This is a genomic window from Histophilus somni (assembly GCF_014202395.1).
Taxonomy (GTDB): Bacteria; Pseudomonadota; Gammaproteobacteria; order Enterobacterales; family Pasteurellaceae; genus Histophilus; species Histophilus somni.
This window is the reverse complement of the sequence record NZ_JACHGQ010000006.1, coordinates 89,463-113,167: the sequence shown is the minus strand read 5'-3', so window position 1 is coordinate 113,167 and position 23,705 is coordinate 89,463. Positions and strand designations below refer to the sequence as shown.

Here is a 23,705-nt window from a genome sequence, read left to right as displayed (position 1 = left end):
AGATCAGCGTACTCTTGCGTCTTTTGTTTTTTCTCTCATTTTGACTTATACTATGCCGACTTTTTAACTAACCGAATAAAGGGTTTTATTATGGGATTTTTAGCAGGTAAACGCATTTTAATCACTGGTTTGGCGAGCAACCGTTCTATTGCTTATGGTATTGCAACGGCAATGAAACGTGAAGGAGCTGAATTAGCGTTCACTTATTTAAACGATAAATTAAAAGCACGTGTAGAAGAATTTGCACAAGAATTTGGTTCTACTATTGTTTTACCTTTGGATGTTGCAACAGATGAAAGCATCAAGGCATGTTTTTCACAATTAAAACAGCATTGGGACAAGTTTGATGGTTTTGTGCATGCTATTGCTTTTGCTCCGGGTGATCAGCTTGACGGCGACTATGTCAATGCGGCAACTCGTGAAGGCTATCGCATTGCACATGATATTAGTGCATACAGTTTCGTTGCAATGGCACAAGCAGCCCGTCCAATGTTAAATCAAAACGCCGGCTTATTAACGTTGACTTATTTAGGTGCTGAACGTGCCATTCCAAACTATAATGTGATGTGTTTAGCGAAAGCCTCTCTTGAAGCGGCAACTCGTGTTATGGCGGCAGACTTAGGTAAAGACGGTATTCGTGTCAATGCTATTTCAGCCGGTCCAATCCGCACTTTAGCGGCATCAGGCATTAAAAACTTCAAGAAAATGCTGGCCACTTTTGAAAACACAGCCCCTCTACGTCGTACCGTAACTATTGAAGATGTAGGCAATTCAGCCGCATTCTTATGCTCAGAATTGGCTTCAGGTATAACAGGTGAAGTATTGCATGTTGATGCCGGTTTTAGCATTACTGCCATGGGCGACTTAGGTGCAGAATAATCTACATTTAATCTTTTCTAGGGATGTTCAACTGAACATCCGTTTTCATTTATAGCGTAAGAATATGTTTCAAAATAATCCCCTACTTTCCCAACTCAAACAACAAATTCGTGATAGTAAACCGCATGTAGAAGGTATTGTAAGAAGTTCTGACAAAGCCTTCGGTTTCCTTGAGTGTGATAAAAAAAGTTATTTTATTCCGCCAATGGCAATGAAAAAAGTTATGCATGGCGACAAAATTAAAGCAGTGATTGAAACGATTGGCGATAAAGAACAGGCTGAACCGGAAGAACTCATTGAACCCATGCTAACTCGCTTTATTGCCAAAGTGCGGTTCAATAAAGACAAGAAATTACAACTTGTAGTCAATCACCCCCAAATTAATCAGCCAATTGGAGCGACACAAACAAAAGCCGTTAAAGAAGAATTACAAGATGGAGATTGGGTTGTGGCACAGCTAAAAAACCATCCTTTACGTGATGATCGTTTTTTCTTTGCACACATTTCTGAATTTATTTGTCACGCTGGTGACGAACTTGCACCTTGGTGGGTAACTTTGGCACATCATGAACAATCTCGTTATCCTGTACAGGGACAAGAAAGTTACCCTCTATTGGATCAACAAGAACGTGAAGATCTCACCGCACTTCACTTCATCACTATTGATAGTGAAACAACAAAAGATATAGATGATGCTTTATATATTGAGCCAATTAGCGAAAATGAAGCTCAAGTCGGTTGGAAATTAGTCGTTGCGATTGCCGATCCAACAGCTTATATTGATGTTAATTCACAAATTGAACAAGATGCCAGACAACGTTGTTTCACTAATTACTTGCCGGGATTTAATATTCCAATGTTGCCTCGAGAGTTATCCGACGATCTTTGCTCTCTTTCCGAAAATGCTCAACGTGCCGCATTGGTTTGTTATATCACAACAGATTTACAAGGTGAAATTACCGCACCACCGCACTTTGTCTCTGCTTATGTAATGTCGAAAGCTAAACTAGCTTATGATAAAGTGTCTGATTATTTAGAACAAAAAACAGGCTGTTGGCAACCACAAGATCCTGTTACTCAACAACAAATTGCGTGGTTACATGAGTTTACCTTAGCCAGATCACAATGGCGTAAAACTCATGCTTTACTGTTTACAGAAAAACCGGACTACTCTTTTGTACTGGCAGAAAATGGTAAAGTACAAGAGATTAAAACAGAATATCGTCGCATTGCAAACCAAATTGTTGAAGAAGCAATGATTATTGCGAATATTTGTGCGGCACAATATCTGGATGAAAAAATTGGTTTTGGGATTTTTAATACTCATAGTGGTTTCGATAAAAAATTCTTGGAAAATGCACATCATTTCCTGCTGTCAAATTTAACCAACGAACAAAATCAAGCAGAATTGAAACAACGCTATTCTGTAGAAAATTTAGCAACCTTAAGTGGATACTGCAATATGCGTCATGATATTGGAGCAAGCGAAAATAATTATCTTGAATTGCGTTTACGTCGTTTCTTAACCTCAGCAGAATTTAAAACGGAATTAGCACCGCACTTTGGCTTAGGTTTGCAAGGTTACGCCACATGGACATCTCCAATTCGTAAATATTCGGATATAGTTAATCATCGCCTAATTAAAGCGAGTCTCACAACACAACAATATGAACGCCCTCAAGATAGTGTCTTACAACGTTTACAAGAGGCTCGTCGTCAAAACCGTTTAGTTGAGCGAGATATTGCAGATTGGTTATATTGTCGCTATTTAGCAGATAAAGTAGAACAAAAACAAATATTTCAAGCAGAAATACAAGATGTCATGCGTGGCGGATTACGTGTACTTCTATTGGAAAATGGTGCTTCCGTCTTTATTCCGGCATCAACCTTACATAGCAATAGAGAAGAACTTCAGGTAAATTCTGAGGAAATCGCACTTTATATTAAAGGAGAAAAAACATACAAAATTGGCGATATAATTCATGTTCAACTTGTGGACGTTAAAGAAGAAACGAGAAGCATTATTGGAAATATTGCTAACTAATTCTAGGTTGAGTACAATAAACCGCACTTTTAAGCCAATGAAAAAATTCTCTTATTCAGCTTTTTCTTCCTTGGCTTTTAAAAATTTTAATTAATTAAAACTAATAACACTAAGAGGGAATGTTATGGCTAAAATTATAAAAATTGAAGATAATATGGTGTCTATTGGTATGCCTGATGGTTCAATCAAAGTAGTACACAGAACAGCTCTTGATTTTGAGCCACATGTCAGAGATGAAGTCGATGTATTCGGTACTGATGAAGCACCTGTTATTTTAAAAACAAAAAATACCTATGCTCAAACAGCCAAAGCGGTGAATAAAATTGCTTATTGCTTACTGGCATTTTTCTTGGGTGGATTGGGTATTCATAAATTTTATGCCGGTAAAACGGGATTAGGTATTTTATATCTTTTATTCTGTTGGACTTTCATTCCCGGTTTTATCGCACTCATTGAATTTATTATCGGGCTAACAAAACCGGCAGATGATAATGGAAACATCATTCTTTGATTTTGCTGATTTTATAGATAAAACAAGGGGAAATTAAATATTTTCCCCTTTTGCTTTGTTACTGCTTATTCACTTCTTAGCGTTTCATAAATCCGTTCCGCCAACGCAGCAGAAATGCCCGGAACGGAGGAAATTTCTGCTAAAGTCGCATTTTTTACACCTTGCATGCCCCCTAAATATTTTAATAAAGCTTGTCTTCGTTTTGCTCCAACACCTTCAATGGCTTCTAGACCGCTTTGAGTAAAAGCCTGTTGACGTTTTTTACGATGACCGCCAATGGCATGATGATGACTTTCATCACGAATATGTTGAATAAGATGAAGGGCAAGGCTGTCAGGCAGTAAATTCACTTCCTTATTTTGTTTACTAATAATTAACGTCTCTAAACCTGCTTTACGATCTACCCCTTTTGCTACCCCAATTAAGAGCGGTTTATTTTTATCCCAAGAGACATTTAATTGTGCAAAAACTTGTAAAGCACGGTTTAATTGCCCCTTTCCCCCATCAATAAAAATAATATCTGGAATTTTCTCATTTTCTAATGGGCGATCATAACGTTTCAACAAAGCCTGCTCCATAGCGGCATAATCATCGCCTGCAGTAATTCCGCTTATGTTGAAACGACGATAATCTGATTTCAACGGTCCTTCAGTATCAAAAACAACGCAAGAAGCTATTGTTTGCTCTCCCATAGTATGACTGATATCAAAACATTCCATACGTTTAATGGTAGTTAAAGACAAAAGTTCTTGTAATGCCTGATAACGCTCTTGTATTAAATTAGCTTGTTTAAGCTGTGTTACTAATGCGGCTTGTGCATTCATTTGAGCCAGATGTAAAAATTTGCTTTTATTGCCTTTCACATTATCTTGAATATTTACTTTACGTCCGGCTTGTTCTGTTAATAAAACCTCAAGTTCATGTTTTTCATTCAAAACATGATCAACAATAATGGTACTTGGTATAATCCGACCTTGATGCCCCTGTAAATAAAACTGTCCGACAAACGTTTCGGTTAATTCACTTAAATCCGTATTTGCCGGCACTTTGGGAAAATAACTGCGATTACCTAATACTTTTCCCTGACGAATAAATAAAACTTGTACACAAGCAATACCAAGCTGATAAGCAATTGCCATAATATCCATATCATCTAAACGTTCGTTAGAAACAAATTGTTTTTCAATTACCGCACGAATCGCCTGAATTTGATCACGGAAATAAGCTGCCTGCTCAAAATTAAGTTGCATACTCGCTTGTTCCATTTTTTTGATCAAATGCTCCAACACTTGCTGATCTTTACCTTGTAAAAATAGCCGAGCAAAATCGACCTGTTGCTGATATTCTTCATCAGATACTAAACCATCAATACAAGGGCCACTGCAACGCCCGATTTGATACTGCAAACAAGGGCGAGAGCGGTTGTTATATACCGAGTTTTCACATTGCCGAATAGGAAATAATTTTTGCAACAAAGAGAGAGTTTCACGTACCGATCCTGCATGGGGATAAGGGCCAAAATACTCACCTTGTACTTTTTTTGAACCTCGATGCGAGGTAATTCTAGGATGACGTTCTTTCGTTAATAGAATATAGGGATAGGATTTATCATCACGTAATAAAACATTGTAACGGGGCTGAAAAGCTTTAATATAATTATGTTCAAGCAATAATGCTTCAGTTTCTGAAGCGGTGATTGTTGTTTCTATTGAATGAATATGCGAAACCAGTGCGGAAGTTTTTTTACTGTTCAAATTAGTGCGAAAATAGCTGGATAAACGCTTTTTCAAATCTTTTGCCTTACCAACATAAATCACCTGCCCTTTTTCATCAAACATTCGGTATACACCGGGCTGGTGCGTTACATTGGCAAGAAAGTTTTTGGCATCAAACATGAGATAAAATAGACCGCACTTTTTCTAAATCTTCTACCGTATCTACCCCAACGGCAGGCGCTTGTTTTGCTAATTCTACATGAATTCTTTCACCGTTCCAAAGGACACGCAATTGTTCAAGTCTTTCAATTTGTTCCAATGTTGTGGGTTGCCATTGTACATATTGTTTAATAAAGCCGGCACGATAAGCATAAATACCAATATGACGGAAATAATGTTGGTGCAATTGCAATTGAGATAAATCTGCTTTACCCAGTTGAACAAACTGATCCCGATCCCATGGAATAACTGCACGAGAAAAATATAAAACATAACCATCTTTATCTGTTAAAACTTTCACTACATTTGGATTAAATAACTCTTCCACATATTCAATTTTTACTGCAAGAGTTGCCATATTCACTTGATATTTTTGTAGATTTTGTGCAACTTGACTCACAATAACAGGGGGAACAAGAGGCTCATCACCTTGAATATTCACAATAATTTCATCATCAGGTATAGCTAATTTTTCTATCACTTCCGCCAAACGTTCTGTACCTGAATTATGCTGAGAGGAAGTTATACAAACTTCTCCATCAAAACCACGAACTGCTCGTGCAACTTCCTCATAATCTGTTGCAACGACCACTCTTGTTGCACCGGATTGTTGTGCTTTTTCCCAAACGTGTTGGATCATTGGTTTTCCAGCAATGTCAGCCAAAGGTTTACCCGGTAAGCGACTGGACGCATAACGTGCGGGAATAATAACCGTGAAATTCATGAATATTCTCCTTATTACTGATTTTGTTGCTCAGGATTGGTTAAAGATGTAGACAAACTTATGGCCTGATCGGAAAGTAAAATTGGAATACCTTGTTTAATAGGGTAAGCAATATGATCAAAGTGACAAATAAGTTGCTCATTTTCACTGTCGTATTTCAATCGCCCTTGGCAAATTGGACATGCGACAATTTCTAATAATCTTCCGTTCATTTTTTCTCCTTTATTTGTTGTGAAACAACTTGCATAAATCGTTCTACCTCTTCTCCCTGAATATCAGCCTCAACCGGCACATACCACCAATTCGCCTGTGCAAAAGGACGACATTTAACCGCATCTTTTTCCGTCATAAAGAGCGGTTGATTTGAAGAGAAATATGCGAAATGTGTTGCTTCAAAATCCTGATGGTCTTGAAAACTTTGCGTTTTTTCAAGAGTTAACGCAAAATCTCGTAACATATTAAAAAAACGTTGCGGATAACCAATACCTGCTATTGCATTGAGAGGAATACGTTGAAAATCACGTAATAGTTTTTTCTCACCACTGACTAAATTAACGGCGAATTTAGGTAATAAGATCATTAACGTATTACTATAACCTGTTAGTTTTCCATTATTAATAATTAAATCCACTTCCGCTAAACGATTTGGTAATTCTCTTAAAGGTCCTGCCGGCATAACAAAACCATTGCCAAATACCCTTTCGCCATCAATCACTACAATTTCAAAATCACGTTGTAATTTATAATGTTGTAACCCATCATCGCTAATGATTAAATCACAATTAAACTGTGCCAGTAAAAGCTCAATTGCTTGTTGTCTATTCGGGGAAATACAAACAGGTACGCCTGTACGTTGTGCGATTAACAAAGGTTCATCACCGGAAATAGTTGGATTATCATCAATTTTAACTAAATATGGATAATACTCTGCTCGGCTACCGTATCCACGTGAAATAACGCCAACTTTAATACCTCTCGACTGAAATTGTTTTACCAACCAAATCGTTACAGGTGTTTTTCCATTTCCTCCCACAGATAAGTTACCCACAATCAAAACAGGAACAGGAGAGCGGTAGGATTTCAGCCAGTTTAATCGAAATAATCTCCGACGAATAACAGAAATAAACCAAAAGACCAAAGAAAATGGGAATAACAGCCAAACAAGTAACTTAGCTATAACGTGATTTTGATACCAAAAGAACATAATTAACCTATTTATTCAGTATGTTAAGGTGTGAATCCTTTGTAAATATCGGGATTTTTTAAATTTCATTATTAAAACAAAAAACAAGGTATTTTTCTACCGCACTACGAGTAAAACATTATCTCTTAAACTGCTTTTCAATGTGAACTATCATTTGCAAGGCAATATCAATTCCACTGGTTTTTTCGATCATTTCCAATCCGGGACTGGCATTGACTTCTAGCACTAACAACCCTTGTTTAGAACGGATCAAATCGACACCTGCAACATCTAGCCCTAAACATTTCGTTGCTTTTAAAGCCAGTACTTTTTCTTGTTCGGTTAACTGAATTTTCTCTGCACTTCCCCCTCGATGAAAATTGGCACGAAATTCATCTTCTTGTCCAATACGTTGCATTGTAGCAACAACTTTATCACCAATAACAAAACAACGAATATCCGTTCCTTGTGCTTCCTGAATAAAATCCTGCATTAATAACGGTACGTCTGCTTGAGTTAAAGTTTCCATAATACTCACCGCACTTTTACGATTTTCTGCCAAAATAACGCCTATTCCTTGTGATCCGTGTAACGTTTTCAAAATCGTCGGCGATTGAATTTGCAAAATGGCTTGAGTGGCAGAAAATTCTGCACCTGACAATGCTGAATTAGGGACAGCAATACCTTGTTCAGTCAATAACTGTAAACTAAGCCATTTATCTCTAGCTTTTAAAAACGCAACATCATCATTTAAACAAAATACATTTTTTGTACGAAAATGTCGTAACACGGCACACCCCATTCTTGTGCTTGTAGAACCAAAACGAGGAATAATCGCATCATAATCCGGTAATAAATACGGTTCGCTTTTACTATTCACTTGATAATACAATTCAAAGTGCGGTGCATTTTTCGAGAGTTTTAATAAGCAACGATTAGGATCCAGAATATCTATCTGATGCCCATTATCTTCCGCACTTTCTTTTAAACGCTGACAACTGTAAAGGCGAGGTTCTCGACATAACATTAGTAATTTCATAGTAGTCCTCTTCTCTATAAAGTGGCAAAAAGAAGTTGAATAAAAAATACAAGGGCTACCGCAATCTCAATTAAACCGAGTTGTTTAGCCGAGATCTTCATCTTCGGTAAAAAATAGGCACGTATTGCCGGTATAACAAAAGCAAATGCAAGATAAAACTGTTGTATTGCAACAAAAAGAACAACACAAGCAAAATGCCACAAGTAAGAAGCCAATAAATACTTAGGATTTTTTCGTTCACGCAAACAAGATTTGACATACAAAGTAGTGCCGATGAAATACAAACTTGGCAATAAAGCAACTAACCAAATTTGTTGAGTAAAGGTAAAAGTAGAAAAATAATAGCTTGCCATACCGGCAATAGCAAAGATAATTATCCCCGCCAAATCATTAATTAATGCTCGCTCATTTTTTTGTTTTACAAAATAAATATTGATGAAGCCAAAAGGTAACATTGCGATAAGAAAATATAAAATGTGCCAATTGTAGTAAAAAACAGGTAGTGCAAATATCAAACTTGTCGTGCCATAAATCAATGTATATTTTTGATATCTTATAAAATTCGATTTTTTACCTTTGAACAAATGAAAAAAAGGATAGCTCATTAAATATAGACTAAACCAAGCCAAAAATAAAAAGGAATGCTGCCAAGTCGGTTTAGCCAAAAGCATACCATATAAAAATGGCATTAATGCCATTAAAGTTGCACCATGTTGGTTAGAAATCAGCATTTTCACACAAAATTTTCCACTACAATAATTCAAGAAAAACTTGCAGATCCTAGTCCATTTTTACAAAAATCGCTATAATCTTTATACATAATTTCATTATTCACTAAGGAGACATTATGGAAAAAATACAACGCTTTCATTCTAACGGACGGCTATCTGAAATAACAATTCACAATAATACTGCTTATTTTGCCGGACAAGTACCGGAAAATACTGATGTAGATGCCTATTTACAAACAAAAGAAGTATTAGGTCTAATTGATAAATTATTACTAGAAATCGGTTCAAATAAAAGCAACATACTCAATGCACAAATTTTTTTAGCTGATATGCAAGACTATCAAGAAATGAATAAGGCATGGGATGAATGGGTTGATTCTCATAATGCACCGACCAGAGCCACAGTGCAAAGTCAATTGGCTGACCCGAAATGGAAAGTGGAAATTGTTATTGTGGCAAAATATTAATTTTTCATTCTTCAACATATAATGGCAGAACAAACAAAATTTATTCTGCCATTACTATCCTTAAACAAGCATTTTCATATCAAAAGTGCGGTCGAAAATAACGCTATAAATTAACTATTTCTAATTATTTTATAAAAATGAACTTTATAAAAAGTAGGACTTTACTTATACTAGGCAAAAATTTTTCTTGTTACATTTTATTAACTTTCTAATGCTCAATCGCTACTTGACTATCTCAATTAGAACAAGTCAAGTCTGTTTATATTTTACTAATTTGATTAATTAATAAAATATAAACAGATTTTTAAATTTTAGAAGGTACTTCTTATGAGTATTTATACTTACATTTGTTTTCTCTCTACCATATCGATTTTAATCGGTTTTGTCACTCAAAAAATCAGTGACCGTATTCAATACACAATTGCAATCACCGCAACAGCAACTGTAGGTTCACTGATATTACTAATCGCAGGATCCACTAATTTATTCCATTTAGACGACATTGCTCAAAACGTTATGCAACGCATTGATTTTAAAGATTTCCTATTAAATGGCATCTTGGGATTTTTACTTTTTGCTGGTGCATTGGGAATTAAATTACCTGTATTAAAAAGCCAAAAATTGGAGATCACAATATTAGCTTTGTTTTCAACGATAGCATCAACTCTCTTTATTGGAGTTTTATTTTACGGAATATCTGCCTTATTAAGGCTGCATATAGATTTTATTTATTGTATTTTATTTGGCGCTCTCATTTCGCCGACAGACCCTATCGCTGTATTGGCCATCATTAAAAACTTAAAAGCACCAAAAAAATTATCCATGAAAGTAGAGGGTGAATCTTTATTTAATGATGGTGTAGGATTAGTTATTTTTACAACTATTTTTACCGTTGCATTTGGTGGACATGAGCCAACTGCAATGGAGATTACAAAACTCTTCTTAGCTGAAGCTGTTGGTGGAATTTTCTTTGGCTTAATCTTAGGTGTTATTGCTCATTTTCTGATTTCAGCTACCGATGACGGAAGTTTAGAAATCTTACTCACTTTAACCATTCCTACTGCTGGCTTTATGTTAGCAAATTTGCTTCATGTTTCTGGTGCCTTGGCAATGGTTGTAGCCGGAATTATGATTTCCAACTGGACAAGACACTCCGGTTTTTCAGAACAAAGTCAACACTATCTTGATCACTTTTGGGAAATGATTGATCATTTCTTAAATTCACTTTTATTCTTATTAATTGGCTCTGCGATGTTATTGGTGAACTTTACTTCACAAGCGATCATCTTAAGTCTAATCGCTATTCCGGTATGTTTATTTTGTCGTTATGCAAGCGTATGGATCCCATTCAAATTCTTAAGTATGAAAACTGTGTACAATCCTTATACTTTACGAATTTTAACTTGGGGAGGCTTACGAGGCGGTCTCTCTCTTGCCATGGCACTTTCTATTCCTGCAACAAGTGCATTTTTAGAAAATATCGGTATGAATGTGCGAGATTTATTTATTATTATTACTTACAGCGTTGTTCTCTTTTCAATTTTAATTCAAGGCACGACAATAGAAACAATGATCAGAAAATCCAAAGAAGCAACTTTGCAAAAACGAGGTTATATAGGGTTAAAAAATCAGACTTAAAAACATCGATGTGAAGTCCGTGCTGTATGGTTTTCTCTACCTCAGACAATAGAATTAATATAAGTGAAACAGTATCAGCTATTTACTTCATAAGCATTTTTATGTACTGAGGCTAGAGTCTGTTATTAATAGATCAGATCTAAAATCGGATACAATATAATCCGTTTTGGTGAAATACACGAAATGAAATTTAATTTATATTGACTAAATCCAACATTTCTTGTGCGTTAGCTAATGCCATTTCACCAATGCCTTGTCCCCCCAAAAGTTTTGCTAATGCAATAACTCTCTGTTCTGATGTAAGTGCGGTCATTTTAGTTATTGTTTTATTTTCTATAACCTGTTTTTCTACAGCAAAATGATTATGTCCACAGCAAGCTACTTGAGGTAAATGCGTTACACAAATGACTTGGCATTTTTCGCCCAATTGTCGCAATAATTTGCCCACAACACTGGCTGTAGCACCACTAATTCCCACATCAATTTCGTCAAAAATTAAAGTAGGAACAGCTGCTTTATCAGAGGTTAAAACCTGTATAGCCAATGCAATACGTGAAAGCTCCCCTCCGGAAGCAACCTTATTTAAAGGTTGTACTGATTGACCTAGATTTGCTCTCAAATTAAAGCAGAGTTGATCATAACCTTTACTTGTGAGTTTTTTATCCTCATCAAAAGTAATTAAGAACTCCGCATTTTCCATAGCAAGTAATTTAATAGATTGTGTCACTTGTGTTGATAATTTTATTGCCCCTTGCTGACGACTTAAGCTAAGTTTCGTTGCAATTTCTTGCACATGTTGTCGCATCTGTTCTTCTTGTTGTATCAATTGCGATTCACTTTCAGAAAAGTGAACGAGTTGCTCAAGTTCATTTTTCAGTTGTTTATGTAATTCAACTAAATCCTGTGGTTTCACATTATGCTTACGAGCGAGTTGTAACACTTGTCCCATACGCTGTTCAACAGCCTGTAACAGTTTTGGATCCTGATCAATATTTGAGGATAAATGTTGCATTTCAGACGTGGCTTCCTGAATTTGAATAAGTGCCTCTTGCAACATTGTTTGCACATCAGAATAATTAGAATCCAATTGACAAAGCTCATCAATATATTGTGTTGCTTTATAAAGCAGGCTATCAATACTCACACTCTCATTTTCACTTAATAACTGTAATGTTGACTGAGATAAAGACATCAATTCTTCACTATTTGATAAGCGAGTATGCTCTTCTTCCAACTCCAAATACTCATTTTCTTTCAAATTAAACTGATCTAACTCTTCTACTTGATATTCTAATAGCTGTTTTTTTGCTTCATTTTCAGCACATTTCTGATGAAATGTCGTTACTTTTTCCTGTAACTCTCGCCAAGTGCGGTAACTTTCTTGCATATTTTTCAATAAGTCCTCATGTCCACAAAATTGATCAATAATATGAATCTGGTAGTCACTTTTTAGCAATTGTTGAGAAGCATGTTGACCATTAATCTGAATCAGATATTGTCCAATAGCTTTGAGTTGTGAGGCTGATACTGCAACGCCATTAATAAAAGCCTTCGACCGTCCATCAGAATTAATAATTCGACGTAAAATGCAATATTCAGGGTTGTCAGAATCTTGTAACTCCTGCTCTTGTAGCCATTGATAAGCAGGATTAATGCTCTCAATATGAAATGTGGCACAAACATCCACTCTCTCTTGTCCGTCACGTAACATAGATAACTCTGTTCTTTGCCCTAAACAAAGTCCGAGTGCATCAATAGCAATAGATTTTCCGGCTCCAGTTTCGCCGGTAATAACTGACATACCTTTCGCAAATTCAATATCAAGATGATGAACAATCGCAAAGTTATTAATGGTAAGTTGAACTAACATAGCATGAATCCTTTACTGTATATAAATACAATTATATATATGTTTTTATATACAGTAAATAGACTTATAAAAATTTTTTAAGCTAAATTTTTAAGCCAACCTAATTTTGTACTTAATACATTGTAATAATTGTAATTTTTTAGATGTAACAAGCGTAATTTATCTTGGCTTTTTGTGACATGTACAATGTCATCAGGGGTAAAAGAAAGCGCTACTTGACTATCACATCCAACTTCCAATTGAGATGTATTATATTCAGCAAAACGCACCGAAATCTTACTGTCAGCATCAATAACCAAAGGTCTAGAAGATAACGTATGTGGAAACATTGACACCAAGGCAATAGCATTAAGCTGCGGAGTTAAAATTGGACCTCCTGCTGACAAAGAATACGCAGTTGAACCTGTTGGTGTGGAAATAATCAGCCCATCTGAACGCTGCGAAAATGCGAATTTATCATTAATATATACATGAAAATCTATCATATGAGCAATTTTAGCCGGATAAATAACTGTCTCATTTATTGCATTGCTTTGTGCAACAACTTCTCCATTCCGCTCAATACTTGCTTCAAGTAAAAAACGCTCCTCAACAAAAAACTCGCCTCTTTCCAAACAAGCCTCTAACTGAGCATAAGCATTTTTCGGATCAATATCAGTTAAGAACCCTAAGTTACCACGATTAATACCTATTAATGGAATATTATACTTAGCTAGGACTCTCGCCCGTCCTAACATGTTACCATCACCACCAATAACAATGGCAAGATGGGCTAAACAGCCTATTTCATCTAAATCCGCTAAATGATTTACCGACAATCCTAAACGTTCACCAATTTCTCGTTCAACTAAAACTTGATAACCACGTTCAGAAAGCCAATGAAATAAATTTTTGTGCATTTGTAAATTCACATCATGACGAGGGCGTCCTACTAAGGCAATCGTCTTAAACGAAATAATTAATTTTTTACTATCAATAAAATTTGCTGGTGTCATGGTCTTTCTACAAAGAACACTTGAATTAAATAAAAGGAGTACTATATTACACACATTCTACTCTACTTGCCAATAAGTGCGGGTGTTAATTTCTATGTTTTTTGATACAATGATACAAATCTAAAAATGGAGTAAAAAAATAATGTCAGAACAAGAAAAAGTCGAACAAGAGGAAATTTCAGCTGAACTTGAAACTCAAAATGAGCAAGAAAAACCAATGGAAGAAACCGAAATACAGAATGGAGATGCGTTGGAAAATGCTATTGCTCGTGTGCAAGAACTGGAGGAACAGCTTATTCAAGCTGTAAAAAAAGAACAAGATATTTTGTTACGCACACGTGCTGAAATTGATAATATACGCCGTCGTGCTGAACAAGATGTTGAAAAAGCACATAAATTTGCTTTAGAGAAATTTGCTAAAGATTTGTTGGAAACGATAGACAATCTAGAACGTGCACTGTCTACTCCTGCTAATGTAGAAAATGAAACCATCAAAAGTTTAGTCGATGGTGTTGAGTTAACTTTAAAAGGACTTTTATCAACTGTTGCACGCTTCGGTGTTGAACCTGTCGGTGTAATTGGCGAAACTTTTAACCCTGAATTACACCAAGCTATTTCCATGCAACCAACAGAAGGGTTTGAAAGTAATCAAATTACAGTAGTTTTACAAAAAGGCTATCTATTAAATGGGCGAGTTATCAGACCTGCCATGGTAATGGTTGCACAATAATTAGCATATTTATATTCAATGAATAAAAGCAGACCTCTATGTTCTCAGTATTAAGTAGTCATAGAGGTCTGAACTGTTTAAGCACTTAGCTCAAGATCTTGTCCAATTCTTGACTCACTTCTTCAACTTTTTGTGTACCATCTAATCGAAAGTATTTCGTGTTACCTTGTGCAGCTTCAGCTTGATAATAATCAACCAAAAGTTTAGTGGTATTATGATAAATTTTTAAACGATCTAGAACGGTTTCAGGTTTATCATCTGCACGAAGAATTAAATCTTCACCGGTTATATCATCTTTATCTTCCACTTTTGGCGGGTTATAAACAATGTGATAAGTCCGTCCAGAAGCAGGGTGAACACGACGACCACTCATACGCTCAACAATAACTTCATCCGGCACATCAAATTCCAATACATAATCAATACTGATACCAACGGATTTTAAAGCGTCTGCTTGTGGAATTGTACGTGGGAAACCGTCAAGTAAAAAACCTTTCTCGCAATCTTCTTGTGCTACACGTTCTTTCACCAAAGAAATAATCAAATCATCAGGTACCAATTGTCCCATATCCATTAAGATTTTAGCCTTTTGTCCCAATTCACTTCCAGCTTTAATTGCAGCACGTAGCATATCACCAGTAGAAATTTGAGGAATGCCAAACTTATTTGTAATAAATTGTGCTTGAGTACCTTTGCCTGCACCAGGTGCCCCCAAAAGAATGATTTTCATATTAACCTCATAAAACAATAATAAAATAAACTCGCATACATTACCTTGATTAGCTTACAAACTCAAGTGCGGTATAAATTTTTATTATTTTATTTCGTGCTATTCATTAAATTTTTAGCAGGATTGTTCTTTTGAGTTGATGTATTTTTGCGTTTATCCCACCATAAAAATAAATTTGCTAAAATTGTGCCTGAAATAGAATGCCATACGCAAGATACTGCACAAGCAATAGCAGACTCCGCATTAGTTGGGAAAAATTTTGAACTTAATCCTGTTGCCAAACCAGCATTTTGTACTCCTACTTCAATAGATAAAGTGCGTTTTTTAGCTGTACTCATTCCAAATAAACGCCCTGTAAAGAAACCTAAGATGTATCCAATAACATTATGGAAAACAATACATACAAAAATTATAAAACCGGATTCTAAAAATTTATTTCCATGTACCGCAACAACGCCACCAACAATAAAAGCAAAGTTAATAACCGCAACACCCGGCATTAATTCACGCAACTCTTGAAACCATTTTTTATTTTCAAACGTTATGTTCATAATTGAGCCAATACCAACAGGAACCAATGTTACTAACAACATAAACTTAAACATTGCCCAACCGTCCATTGCAACCGTTTCACCTACTAAATAATTCAATAAAAGTGGGGTCATTATTGGAGCTAAAATAGTAGAAACAGTAGTCATACCCACAGAGTAAGCCACATCGCCTTTACAAAGAAAGCTCATGATATTTGAAGCAACACCACCGGGACAACAACCAACCAACACTAAACCCAAAGTTAACCCTAGAGACAAATTAAAGAGTTGTGCAATAGAAATTGCAACAAAAGGCATAATACTATACTGGGCGATAGTTCCTACTAAAATATCAAAAGGACGTTTTGCAAGAATACGGTAGTCTTCTTTACCTAAGGTCATGCCCATTGATAGCATTATTAGACCAAGTACAATAATTTGTGCATCACCTTTTACCCAAGTAAAAAGATTTGGGGAATAAAAAGTAACACAAGCTAATGCAATGATAACAAGTGCGGTGTATTTTGCTAAAAGATGACTGAACTTTTTTAATAAAAACATAACTTTTTTCCTCATAAATTACTTACCCAATAATGAGGAAATTTTATGGTTAAGTCAATGTCATTTTCAGCATTTTAATTTGAATTTTTTCTTTTAAATATAATTAAATATTTATTTAATTCCAATTTTTTAATTGTTTTTAGATTTTTATCTTGAAAAGATATTTATTGGCAATAATTTTATAAAGGTAAGAAAGAAAGTGTATAGTAAATATCACTTTATTTTAAAATTGAGTTTATTTTTTCAGCACAGTACAAGACTGCATGATTAACATGAGACTTAATGGGAAAATTTTCTTTTTAGTAATTGCTTTAAATAATCTTTTGCTCGGATTTTCAATTGATACTGAGGGCGATTGCACTGATCAAAGAAATGTACAGTTAAACTGACATTTTGATATTTTTTATTGGTCGGTCGCATAACTAAATTAATATCACATTGCATCTGATCAAGATCGGAAATTCCCTTGCCTTCAATAATAATATTCTCAGTCAAAATAAATATATCTTCTAAATACAATAAGTTATTCTCCCAATTTGCGTTGAGTTGAAGATGTTCAAAAGCCATATCCCTCGGTGCATTTTCTCTATCGTAATTGATAGGTAAAATCCCACTCGCCAACTCCAACAAATTAACGCCGGATAGAGATCCTTGTTTAATCGTAATTGGCATGTCCAGTTTTTGTAACCGATTATTTTTTACTACACCACTCGCAACAATATCAGCTTTTCCTGTTATAAGTGGATCTAAATCTGCCATTTTAAGCCAATATTCAATGGGAAAATTATGACTGCTAAACTGCAAAGTTCCTTCTGTAAACACCGATGAAAGATCACGAGTTGAATTATATTCAAACTCTGCCGCACATTGCTCACAATCCCTAGCTTTAAACAAAATCTTTAGTCCCTTTTCCTCGTTTTTTGATTGATAGATCTCCGCTTTAATAAGCACAGGTTGCTGATTTATGACGATATTTCCTTCAAATTTAGGAGTCTCCATCTCATTTTGATTAAAAAATCCTTCAATAATATGAAAATTGAATGTTCTTTTATCCAAATAAACAGGTTGAGCAAATTGCAGTTCCAGCTGCACATTATCAAAGAAAATGTTGCTATTTTGTTGTGTAATTTTCCCTATCATTGTTAAGTGCTGAACAGCTGGGAAAGATGGATATGAGTGGGAAATGTTGTTTAGAACAATATTATTTACAGCAAGATTACCCGCTAATAAATTCAATACGCTTATTTCAATATTTGCCGTGTCAATATTAATGTGAGAAGGATGTTTAGAATATTGGAGATTAGTAAGCGTTATCTTTGTAGGGAAAAAATCAATAGTAATGTTGTCAACCGCTATTTGGTTAGCATTTAATCTTGCGACTAACGTTGATTGAATTTTTTCAATCTGCACATACGTGAAAATTGCTATGCCGACAAAAAAAGCGGTAATAAAAAAGAAGATTTTTTTCCACATAATCAGATATACCCTTACTTGTCCTCACTAATACGACTGGCAACCGCACTTTGCTGATGTTTATATTTTGCGTCTTTGCGACTTGTATAAGGTCTCGCAGCAGTACCACTTAATACTTCAAAACTTAATGCACCAATCACCATGTTGGGACGTAACGCCAAAGGCAATTTTCCAGAATTAAAAAACTCTAAGACAATTTTCCCCTCCCAACCCGGATCGATACGATGTGCGGTAACATGAACCATTAACCCTAAACGAGCCAGCGAAGATCGCCCATCTAACCAACCAATAATATTGGCAGGTAATTTGACTGCTTCTAATGTTGTGGCTAAGGCTAATTCACCCGGATGTAAAAAGAAAGCTTCATTCTCTCCAATAATAATTTCATCACTCATTACCGCATCAAGTTGAGCGGTTACCTCTTCTTTAGGACCGCTTAAATCAATGAAAGGTGCAGTATGTTCACGAAAAACACGAAAAGAATTTCCCAAACGAACATCAATAGTTGCACCATTAATTTTTTCGTTGCTCGGTCTAGGTGTTAAAGAAATAATACCTTGATCCAAATATCGCTCAATATCTGTATCACATAATCTCATATTTGTTCCTTATTTGTTATTTAACAAATGTTGAATTTGCACTTTTAACATATTAATCGCAACTCGATTCTTGCCACCACGAGGAACAACTATATCAGCATATTGTTTTGATGGCTCAATAAATTGTAAGAACATTGGACGAACCGTGGATTTATATTGATCAATGACAGACTGTAATGAGCGACCACGTTCTTCCATATCACGTTGTAAACGGCGAATAAAGCAAATATCCAAAGGTGTATCAACAAAAACCGACATATTTACCTCCTGACGAATACGCTCATCTGTTAATAACAAGATCCCCTCCAAAATAATTACTTTTTTAGGCTCAAACCGAGTTACTTCTTGGGTTCTTGTATGTTCAACATAGCTATAAACTGGAATATCAACGGCTTTACCCTTTTTTAGATCGCATAAATGTTGAATTAGTAAATCACGATCCATTGAATTTGGATGATCATAATTTGTTTTAATACGTTCCTCAAAAGAAAGATGCGTTTGGTCTTTGTAATAACTGTCTTCCGTCACAATCCCAATTTCCTCACAGCCTAATTCATTACACAATTCCTCATGAATAGTCGATGCAATTAAACTTTTCCCCGATGCTGACGCACCAGCAATGGCAATAATAATACAAGACTGATCTGACATGGATAATATTCCACCTAATTTAAATGAAAATTTATGCCGATTATAAAGAAAATTTACCTGTATTGACAGTCATTCTCAGAAGATTTATGTATCACTCCCTTTTATTTTGTATTGTGTGACTTTCCTCACATGATCCTATTTTTTCTTGTGTTATCATTCCTACACTGTCTTACAACAGGTATTTTTCAAACAAGGAGAACCATATGAAAATGAAAAAAATATCTTGGGCAATATCAACCGCACTTTTTGCAACAGGATTAATGGTAACGACTCAAGTTAATGCAAAGGGGCGTTTAGTTGTCTACTGTAGTGCAACTAATGAAATGTGTGAAGCTGAAACCAAGGCTTTCGGTGAAAAGTATGACGTAAAAACATCCTTCATTCGAAACGGCTCGGGCAGTACTCTAGCAAAAATTGAAGCAGAAAAAAATAATCCGCAAGCCGATGTATGGTATGGCGGTACGCTTGATCCTCAAGCACAAGCAGCAGAAATGGGATTATTAATGCCATATCGTTCCGACAATATTAATCACATTGTAGAACGTTTCCAAGATCCGGCTAAAGTGAAAGGTAATTATACCTCTGCTATCTATATGGGAATTTTAGGTTTTGGTGTTAATACGGAACGATTGAAAAAGTTAGGTATCACTGAAATTCCAAAATGCTGGAAAGATTTAACCGATCCTCGTCTTAAGGGAGAAATCCAAATCGCTGACCCACAAAGTTCAGGGACTGCCTATACAGCGATTGCAACTTTTATTCAAATTTGGGGAGAAGATAAAGCTTTTGATTATTTTAAACAGTTACACCCAAATATTTCACAGTACACAAAATCGGGAATTACCCCCTCTAATAATACCGCTCGTGGTGAAACAGCTGTGGGAATAGGTTTCTTACATGATTATGCATTGCAAAAACAACAAGGTGCACCAATAGAAATGATTGTGCCTTGTGAAGGAACAGGGTATGAATTAGGAGGTGTCAGTATTATTAAAGGTGCAAGAAACTTAGAAAATGCTAAATTGTTTGTAGATTGGGCGTTATCAAAAGAAGGGCAAGAATTAGCTTGGAAAAAAGGAAAATCATTCCAAACATTAACTAACACGACAGCAGAACAATCACCGGTAGCTTTTGATCCTAAGAAATTAAAACTTATTAATTACAATTTTGAAAAATATGGTGACGTTGCAGAACGTAAACGTTTAATTACAAAATGGATTAATGAAGTTAAATTGGCTAAATAAAAATATTTTTTACTTAGGAGAATAAGTATGAAGTTATCAAAATTTGCTTTATCTCTTTCCGCTTTATTTTTTGCAAGTTTATTTCACGCTCAAACCTTGGCAAAATCGGCAGGGAGAGTAGTGGTTTATTGTAGTGCTCAAAATGTAGTATGTGAAAAAGCCGTTCAAGGTTTTTCTGAGAAATACAATGTTAGTGCATCATTTATTCGCAATAGTTCAGGCAGCACTTTAGCAAAAATGGTAGCGGAAAAAAATAATCCTCAAGCTGATGTGTGGTTTGGCGGTCCATTCGACACGCACTTACAAGCGGTGGAACTAGGTCTGATTGAACCTTACACATCACCGAAATTGGCAGAAGTGCTTCCTCAGTTCCAAAAATTAGGAAATGGAAAGAGTTCTGTTGTATACATGGGAGTATTAGGCTTTGGTGTAAATACCGAAAGGTTAAAAAAATTAGGTATTACTGAAGTTCCAAAATGTTGGAAAGATCTCTTAGATCCACGGCTAAAAAACGAAATTCAATTAGCTGATCCTCAAAGTTCAGGTACTGCTTACACGGCAATTGCAACATTTATCCAATTATGGGGAGAAGATGCAGCGTTTAATTACTTGAAAAAACTTCATCGAAATGTATCCCAATATCCTAAAGCAGGTACAGCTCCTTCAAGAAATACAGCAAGAGGAGAAACAGCAATAGGTGTAGGCTTTTTACAAAATTACTCTTTTGAAAAAGCAAATGGAGCACCTATTGAGCTTGTTGTTCCTTGTGAAGGAACGGGCTATGAACTGGGCGGAATCAGTATCATTAAAAATGCACGTAATTTGAAAAATGCAAAATTATTTGCTGACTGGGTAATGTCAAAAGAAGCTCAAGAACTTTCTTGGCAAAAGGCACAATCCCATCATATTCCAACTAATGCTAATGCTGAACCATCGCCTTATTCACTTAAGCCAACGGAATTAAACTTAATCGATTATGATTTTGATCGATTTGGATCAAATGAAGTTCGCAGCAAGATTATTGATAAATGGGTTACAGAAGTTAAATTAGCAAAGTAATTTTTGTTTCACGGAGGTTTTATGAGTGAACAGACACGAATATTCAAAGGTAGCCTAGGATGGATTTTATTGTCGTTTATTGGATTTTTTGTGTTACCAACTATGACATTACACTATGGTATAACAGATTCTACATCTGAAGAAATTTATGACGCAATGGGATGGACTAAGTTTAATTTAAGTTGGCTTTGGTTTGGTTCATTACTCATTGTGCCAATACTTTCTCATTTATTTCAACATAGCGGGGAACAAAAACAAGGAAAAGTTGAATTTTTTGCTGTTGTAGGAATCTTCTTTTTTGTATTTTTGTCTGCTATTTTGCAAAAGTTCAGTCTTGGATATTCCATTTTTATCTTGGTTATTACGTTGGTTGCATTAGCAACCAACGCATTGGCAAAAATGAAATTTATGCAAGGAGATAAGTTCATTATATTTTCTCTAATAAGTATCATTTTACTTATATTTTTCTTTATTGTTTATCCAACTTTCGCCATTTTCCTTTCTATGTTCTACGATGGCTCGACATTTGTACCTGGCCAAGTGTTGGACATTGTGAGTAAACCCTATGTTTTACGCATCATTGGAAACTCATTAGCGGTTGCATTTACAATTGGAACTCTAGCGACATTATTTGGGTTAATTTTTGCACTTTATACTACCAGAGTTGCTAAGCGAACAGCGGTAATAGGTAAAATATTCTCTATTTTACCTATTGTTACCCCACCTTTTGTAGTCGGTCTTGGGGTAACATTAATGTTGGGACGTTCCGGTTATGTAACTTCATTTTTAGTTGAGTATTTTGGGTTTAGCAGTAACTGGCTATATGGTTTTACAGGTATTGTAATTGCTCATACTTTAGCACTTACTCCCATGTCATTTATGATTTTAGAAGGTGCACTAAAATCTATCCATCCATCTATTGAAGAGGCATCTTATACATTAAGAGCAAATCGCTATCAAACGTTTTTTAATATTATTTTTCCGTTGTTAAAGCCAGCATTAGCAAATTCATTCTTAGTTGTGGCAATTCAATCATTGGCGGATTTTAGTACGCCATTAGTTCTTGGCGGTAGCTTTGATGTGATTTCATCACAAATTTATTTTTACATTGCGGGTTCTCAATTGGATTATGCTTCAGCCAGCACGTTAGGTACGATATTACTCATATTTTCTCTTGCAATCTTTATCATTCAATATTGGTGGATAGGTAATCGTTCTTATGTAACAGTATCGGGAAAATCCTATCGAGGAGACGTACAAGAATTACCAACGACCTTAAAATATATCGTTGTCTTTACGTTAGGTTTTTGGATCCTCTTTAATGCGGTCTTATATGGCAGTATTTTTTATGGTAGCTTTACAAAAAACTGGGGCGTTGATTACACGTTCACCCTACAAAATTACATAACGTTATTTGGTCAAGGTTTCAGTGATGGTGCTTGGCCGTCATTAATTCAAACGGTTATTTTTGCGATAAGTGCGGCTCCAATTACGGCTATTTTCGGATTGCTCATCGCATATATTACAGTAAGACGAGATTTTAAAGGCAAAAAAACCTTAGAATTCTTAACCTTACTTTGCTTTGCTGTACCAGGTACCGTTGCCGGTGTTTCTTATATCATTGCATTCAATGATGCACCGATTTACCTTACAGGTACGGGACTAATTATTATTCTTTCAATGGTAATGCGTAACATGCCCGTTGGTATGCGAGCGGCGGTTGCAGGACTTGGACAATTAGATAAATCTCTAGATGAAGCTTCACTTTCTTTAAAAGGCAGTTCATTAAAAACTATTTTATTTATTGTTTTTCCATTATTAAAACCGGCATTACTTTCCGCATTGGTTACCAGCTTTGTTAGAGCAATGACAACCGTCAGTGCGATTGTTTTTTTAGTTACAGCGGATACACGAGTAGCTACTGCCTATATTTTGAATCGAGTTGAAGATGGCGAATATGGCATAGCCATTGCTTATGGTTCAATTTTAATTGTTGTAATGATGGCAATTATTTTATTCTTTGACTGGATCGTTGGTGACACTCGCATTTCCCGTTCAAAAGCGAAAAAAATGAATTAATCGGTACCGCACTTGAATAGCGAAGTGCGGTAGA

The 23,705-nt window shown here is 35.5% G+C and carries 22 protein-coding genes; 9 read left to right on the top strand and 13 right to left on the bottom strand.

The annotated features are described in order from the left end of the window. Nucleotides 1-90: 90 nt before the first annotated feature. The 3 genes from HNR69_RS05500 to HNR69_RS05490 all read left to right on the top strand — a co-directional run bounded on the left by HNR69_RS05500 (nucleotide 91) and on the right by HNR69_RS05490 (nucleotide 3,434). Nucleotides 91-879, top strand: coding sequence for an enoyl-ACP reductase FabI (locus tag HNR69_RS05500; protein ID WP_011608818.1), 789 nt, complete (start codon nucleotides 91-93; stop codon nucleotides 877-879). 64 nt (nucleotides 880-943) lie between these two features. Continuing rightward, on the top strand, nucleotides 944-2,923 hold the full coding sequence (gene rnb / locus HNR69_RS05495) for an exoribonuclease II (protein ID WP_075293475.1): 1,980 nt from the start codon (nucleotides 944-946) through the stop codon (nucleotides 2,921-2,923). 124 nt (nucleotides 2,924-3,047) lie between these two features. Continuing rightward, nucleotides 3,048-3,434: a TM2 domain-containing protein gene (locus HNR69_RS05490; protein WP_075293476.1), complete on the top strand. Its 387-nt coding sequence runs from the start codon at nucleotides 3,048-3,050 to the stop codon at nucleotides 3,432-3,434. Nucleotides 3,435-3,499: 65 nt separating this feature from the next. Here HNR69_RS05490 and uvrC read toward each other — a convergent pair whose 3' ends face one another. The 6 genes from uvrC to HNR69_RS05460 all read right to left on the bottom strand — a co-directional run bounded on the left by uvrC (nucleotide 3,500) and on the right by HNR69_RS05460 (nucleotide 9,051). Continuing rightward, nucleotides 3,500-5,329, bottom strand: a complete 1,830-nt coding sequence (gene uvrC, locus HNR69_RS05485) for an excinuclease ABC subunit UvrC (RefSeq protein ID WP_075293477.1) — start codon at nucleotides 5,327-5,329, stop codon at nucleotides 3,500-3,502. Then, nucleotides 5,322-6,092 carry a 3-deoxy-manno-octulosonate cytidylyltransferase gene (gene kdsB / locus HNR69_RS05480; RefSeq protein ID WP_075293478.1) on the bottom strand — a complete coding sequence of 257 codons (771 nt, stop codon included), beginning with the start codon at nucleotides 6,090-6,092 and terminating at the stop codon, nucleotides 5,322-5,324. The genes uvrC and kdsB overlap by 8 nt, the downstream gene beginning before the upstream one ends. Before the next feature lie 14 nt (nucleotides 6,093-6,106). Beyond that, on the bottom strand, nucleotides 6,107-6,304 hold the full coding sequence (locus HNR69_RS05475; RefSeq protein WP_011608813.1) for a Trm112 family protein: 198 nt from the start codon (nucleotides 6,302-6,304) through the stop codon (nucleotides 6,107-6,109). Continuing rightward, nucleotides 6,301-7,296: a tetraacyldisaccharide 4'-kinase gene (lpxK, locus tag HNR69_RS05470; protein ID WP_075293479.1), complete on the bottom strand. Its 996-nt coding sequence runs from the start codon at nucleotides 7,294-7,296 to the stop codon at nucleotides 6,301-6,303. Before lpxK ends, HNR69_RS05475 begins: the two co-directional genes overlap by 4 nt. A 118-nt stretch (nucleotides 7,297-7,414) precedes the next feature. Next, nucleotides 7,415-8,314, bottom strand: a complete 900-nt coding sequence (locus tag HNR69_RS05465) for a RimK family alpha-L-glutamate ligase (RefSeq protein WP_012341793.1) — start codon at nucleotides 8,312-8,314, stop codon at nucleotides 7,415-7,417. A 14-nt stretch (nucleotides 8,315-8,328) separates the two neighbouring features. Next, nucleotides 8,329-9,051: a YwiC-like family protein gene (locus HNR69_RS05460; RefSeq protein WP_075293480.1), complete on the bottom strand. Its 723-nt coding sequence runs from the start codon at nucleotides 9,049-9,051 to the stop codon at nucleotides 8,329-8,331. Nucleotides 9,052-9,161: 110 nt separating this feature from the next. Between HNR69_RS05460 and HNR69_RS05455 the strand changes: the two genes are divergently transcribed. After that, nucleotides 9,162-9,512, top strand: a complete 351-nt coding sequence (locus tag HNR69_RS05455) for a RidA family protein (protein ID WP_075293481.1) — start codon at nucleotides 9,162-9,164, stop codon at nucleotides 9,510-9,512. Nucleotides 9,513-9,839: 327 nt separating this feature from the next. Next, the gene (locus HNR69_RS05450) at nucleotides 9,840-11,150 is read left to right on the top strand and encodes a cation:proton antiporter (protein ID WP_011608808.1); all 1,311 of its coding nucleotides are present in this window, start codon (nucleotides 9,840-9,842) and stop codon (nucleotides 11,148-11,150) included. A gap of 190 nt (nucleotides 11,151-11,340) precedes the next feature. Here HNR69_RS05450 and recN read toward each other — a convergent pair whose 3' ends face one another. Continuing rightward, nucleotides 11,341-13,020 (bottom strand): DNA repair protein RecN, encoded by a 1,680-nt coding sequence (gene recN, locus HNR69_RS05445; protein WP_136122242.1) that lies wholly within the window; start codon nucleotides 13,018-13,020, stop codon nucleotides 11,341-11,343. 77 nt (nucleotides 13,021-13,097) lie between these two features. Then, nucleotides 13,098-14,015, bottom strand: a complete 918-nt coding sequence (locus tag HNR69_RS05440) for an NAD(+) kinase (RefSeq protein WP_012341789.1) — start codon at nucleotides 14,013-14,015, stop codon at nucleotides 13,098-13,100. A gap of 142 nt (nucleotides 14,016-14,157) precedes the next feature. Between HNR69_RS05440 and grpE the strand changes: the two genes are divergently transcribed. Continuing rightward, the gene (gene grpE, locus HNR69_RS05435; protein WP_075293483.1) at nucleotides 14,158-14,745 is read left to right on the top strand and encodes a nucleotide exchange factor GrpE; all 588 of its coding nucleotides are present in this window, start codon (nucleotides 14,158-14,160) and stop codon (nucleotides 14,743-14,745) included. A gap of 85 nt (nucleotides 14,746-14,830) precedes the next feature. Here the strand turns inward: grpE and adk are convergent, their stop codons facing one another. From adk to udk, 5 genes are all read right to left on the bottom strand, one after another. Then, complete coding sequence (adk, locus tag HNR69_RS05430; RefSeq protein ID WP_011608804.1) at nucleotides 14,831-15,475, bottom strand: adenylate kinase; 645 nt, start codon at nucleotides 15,473-15,475, stop codon at nucleotides 14,831-14,833. 89 nt (nucleotides 15,476-15,564) lie between these two features. Continuing rightward, on the bottom strand, nucleotides 15,565-16,566 hold the full coding sequence (locus HNR69_RS05425; protein WP_075293484.1) for a bile acid:sodium symporter family protein: 1,002 nt from the start codon (nucleotides 16,564-16,566) through the stop codon (nucleotides 15,565-15,567). A gap of 279 nt (nucleotides 16,567-16,845) precedes the next feature. Beyond that, nucleotides 16,846-18,039, bottom strand: a complete 1,194-nt coding sequence (locus tag HNR69_RS05420) for an AsmA family protein (protein WP_075293485.1) — start codon at nucleotides 18,037-18,039, stop codon at nucleotides 16,846-16,848. Nucleotides 18,040-18,053: 14 nt separating this feature from the next. Continuing rightward, nucleotides 18,054-18,638 carry a dCTP deaminase gene (gene dcd / locus HNR69_RS05415; protein WP_011608801.1) on the bottom strand — a complete coding sequence of 195 codons (585 nt, stop codon included), beginning with the start codon at nucleotides 18,636-18,638 and terminating at the stop codon, nucleotides 18,054-18,056. A gap of 9 nt (nucleotides 18,639-18,647) precedes the next feature. After that, entirely contained in the window at nucleotides 18,648-19,289 is a 642-nt protein-coding gene (gene udk, locus HNR69_RS05410; protein WP_011608800.1) for a uridine kinase, read from the bottom strand. A gap of 203 nt (nucleotides 19,290-19,492) precedes the next feature. Between udk and HNR69_RS05405 the strand changes: the two genes are divergently transcribed. The 3 genes from HNR69_RS05405 to HNR69_RS05395 are packed head-to-tail and all read left to right on the top strand — an operon-like array spanning nucleotide 19,493 to nucleotide 23,671. Next, nucleotides 19,493-20,533 carry an ABC transporter substrate-binding protein gene (locus tag HNR69_RS05405; RefSeq protein WP_012341786.1) on the top strand — a complete coding sequence of 347 codons (1,041 nt, stop codon included), beginning with the start codon at nucleotides 19,493-19,495 and terminating at the stop codon, nucleotides 20,531-20,533. A gap of 27 nt (nucleotides 20,534-20,560) precedes the next feature. Next, complete coding sequence (locus HNR69_RS05400) at nucleotides 20,561-21,592, top strand: ABC transporter substrate-binding protein (RefSeq protein ID WP_012341785.1); 1,032 nt, start codon at nucleotides 20,561-20,563, stop codon at nucleotides 21,590-21,592. Nucleotides 21,593-21,613: 21 nt separating this feature from the next. Further along, complete coding sequence (locus HNR69_RS05395) at nucleotides 21,614-23,671, top strand: ABC transporter permease (protein ID WP_012341784.1); 2,058 nt, start codon at nucleotides 21,614-21,616, stop codon at nucleotides 23,669-23,671. Nucleotides 23,672-23,705: the final 34 nt, after the last annotated feature.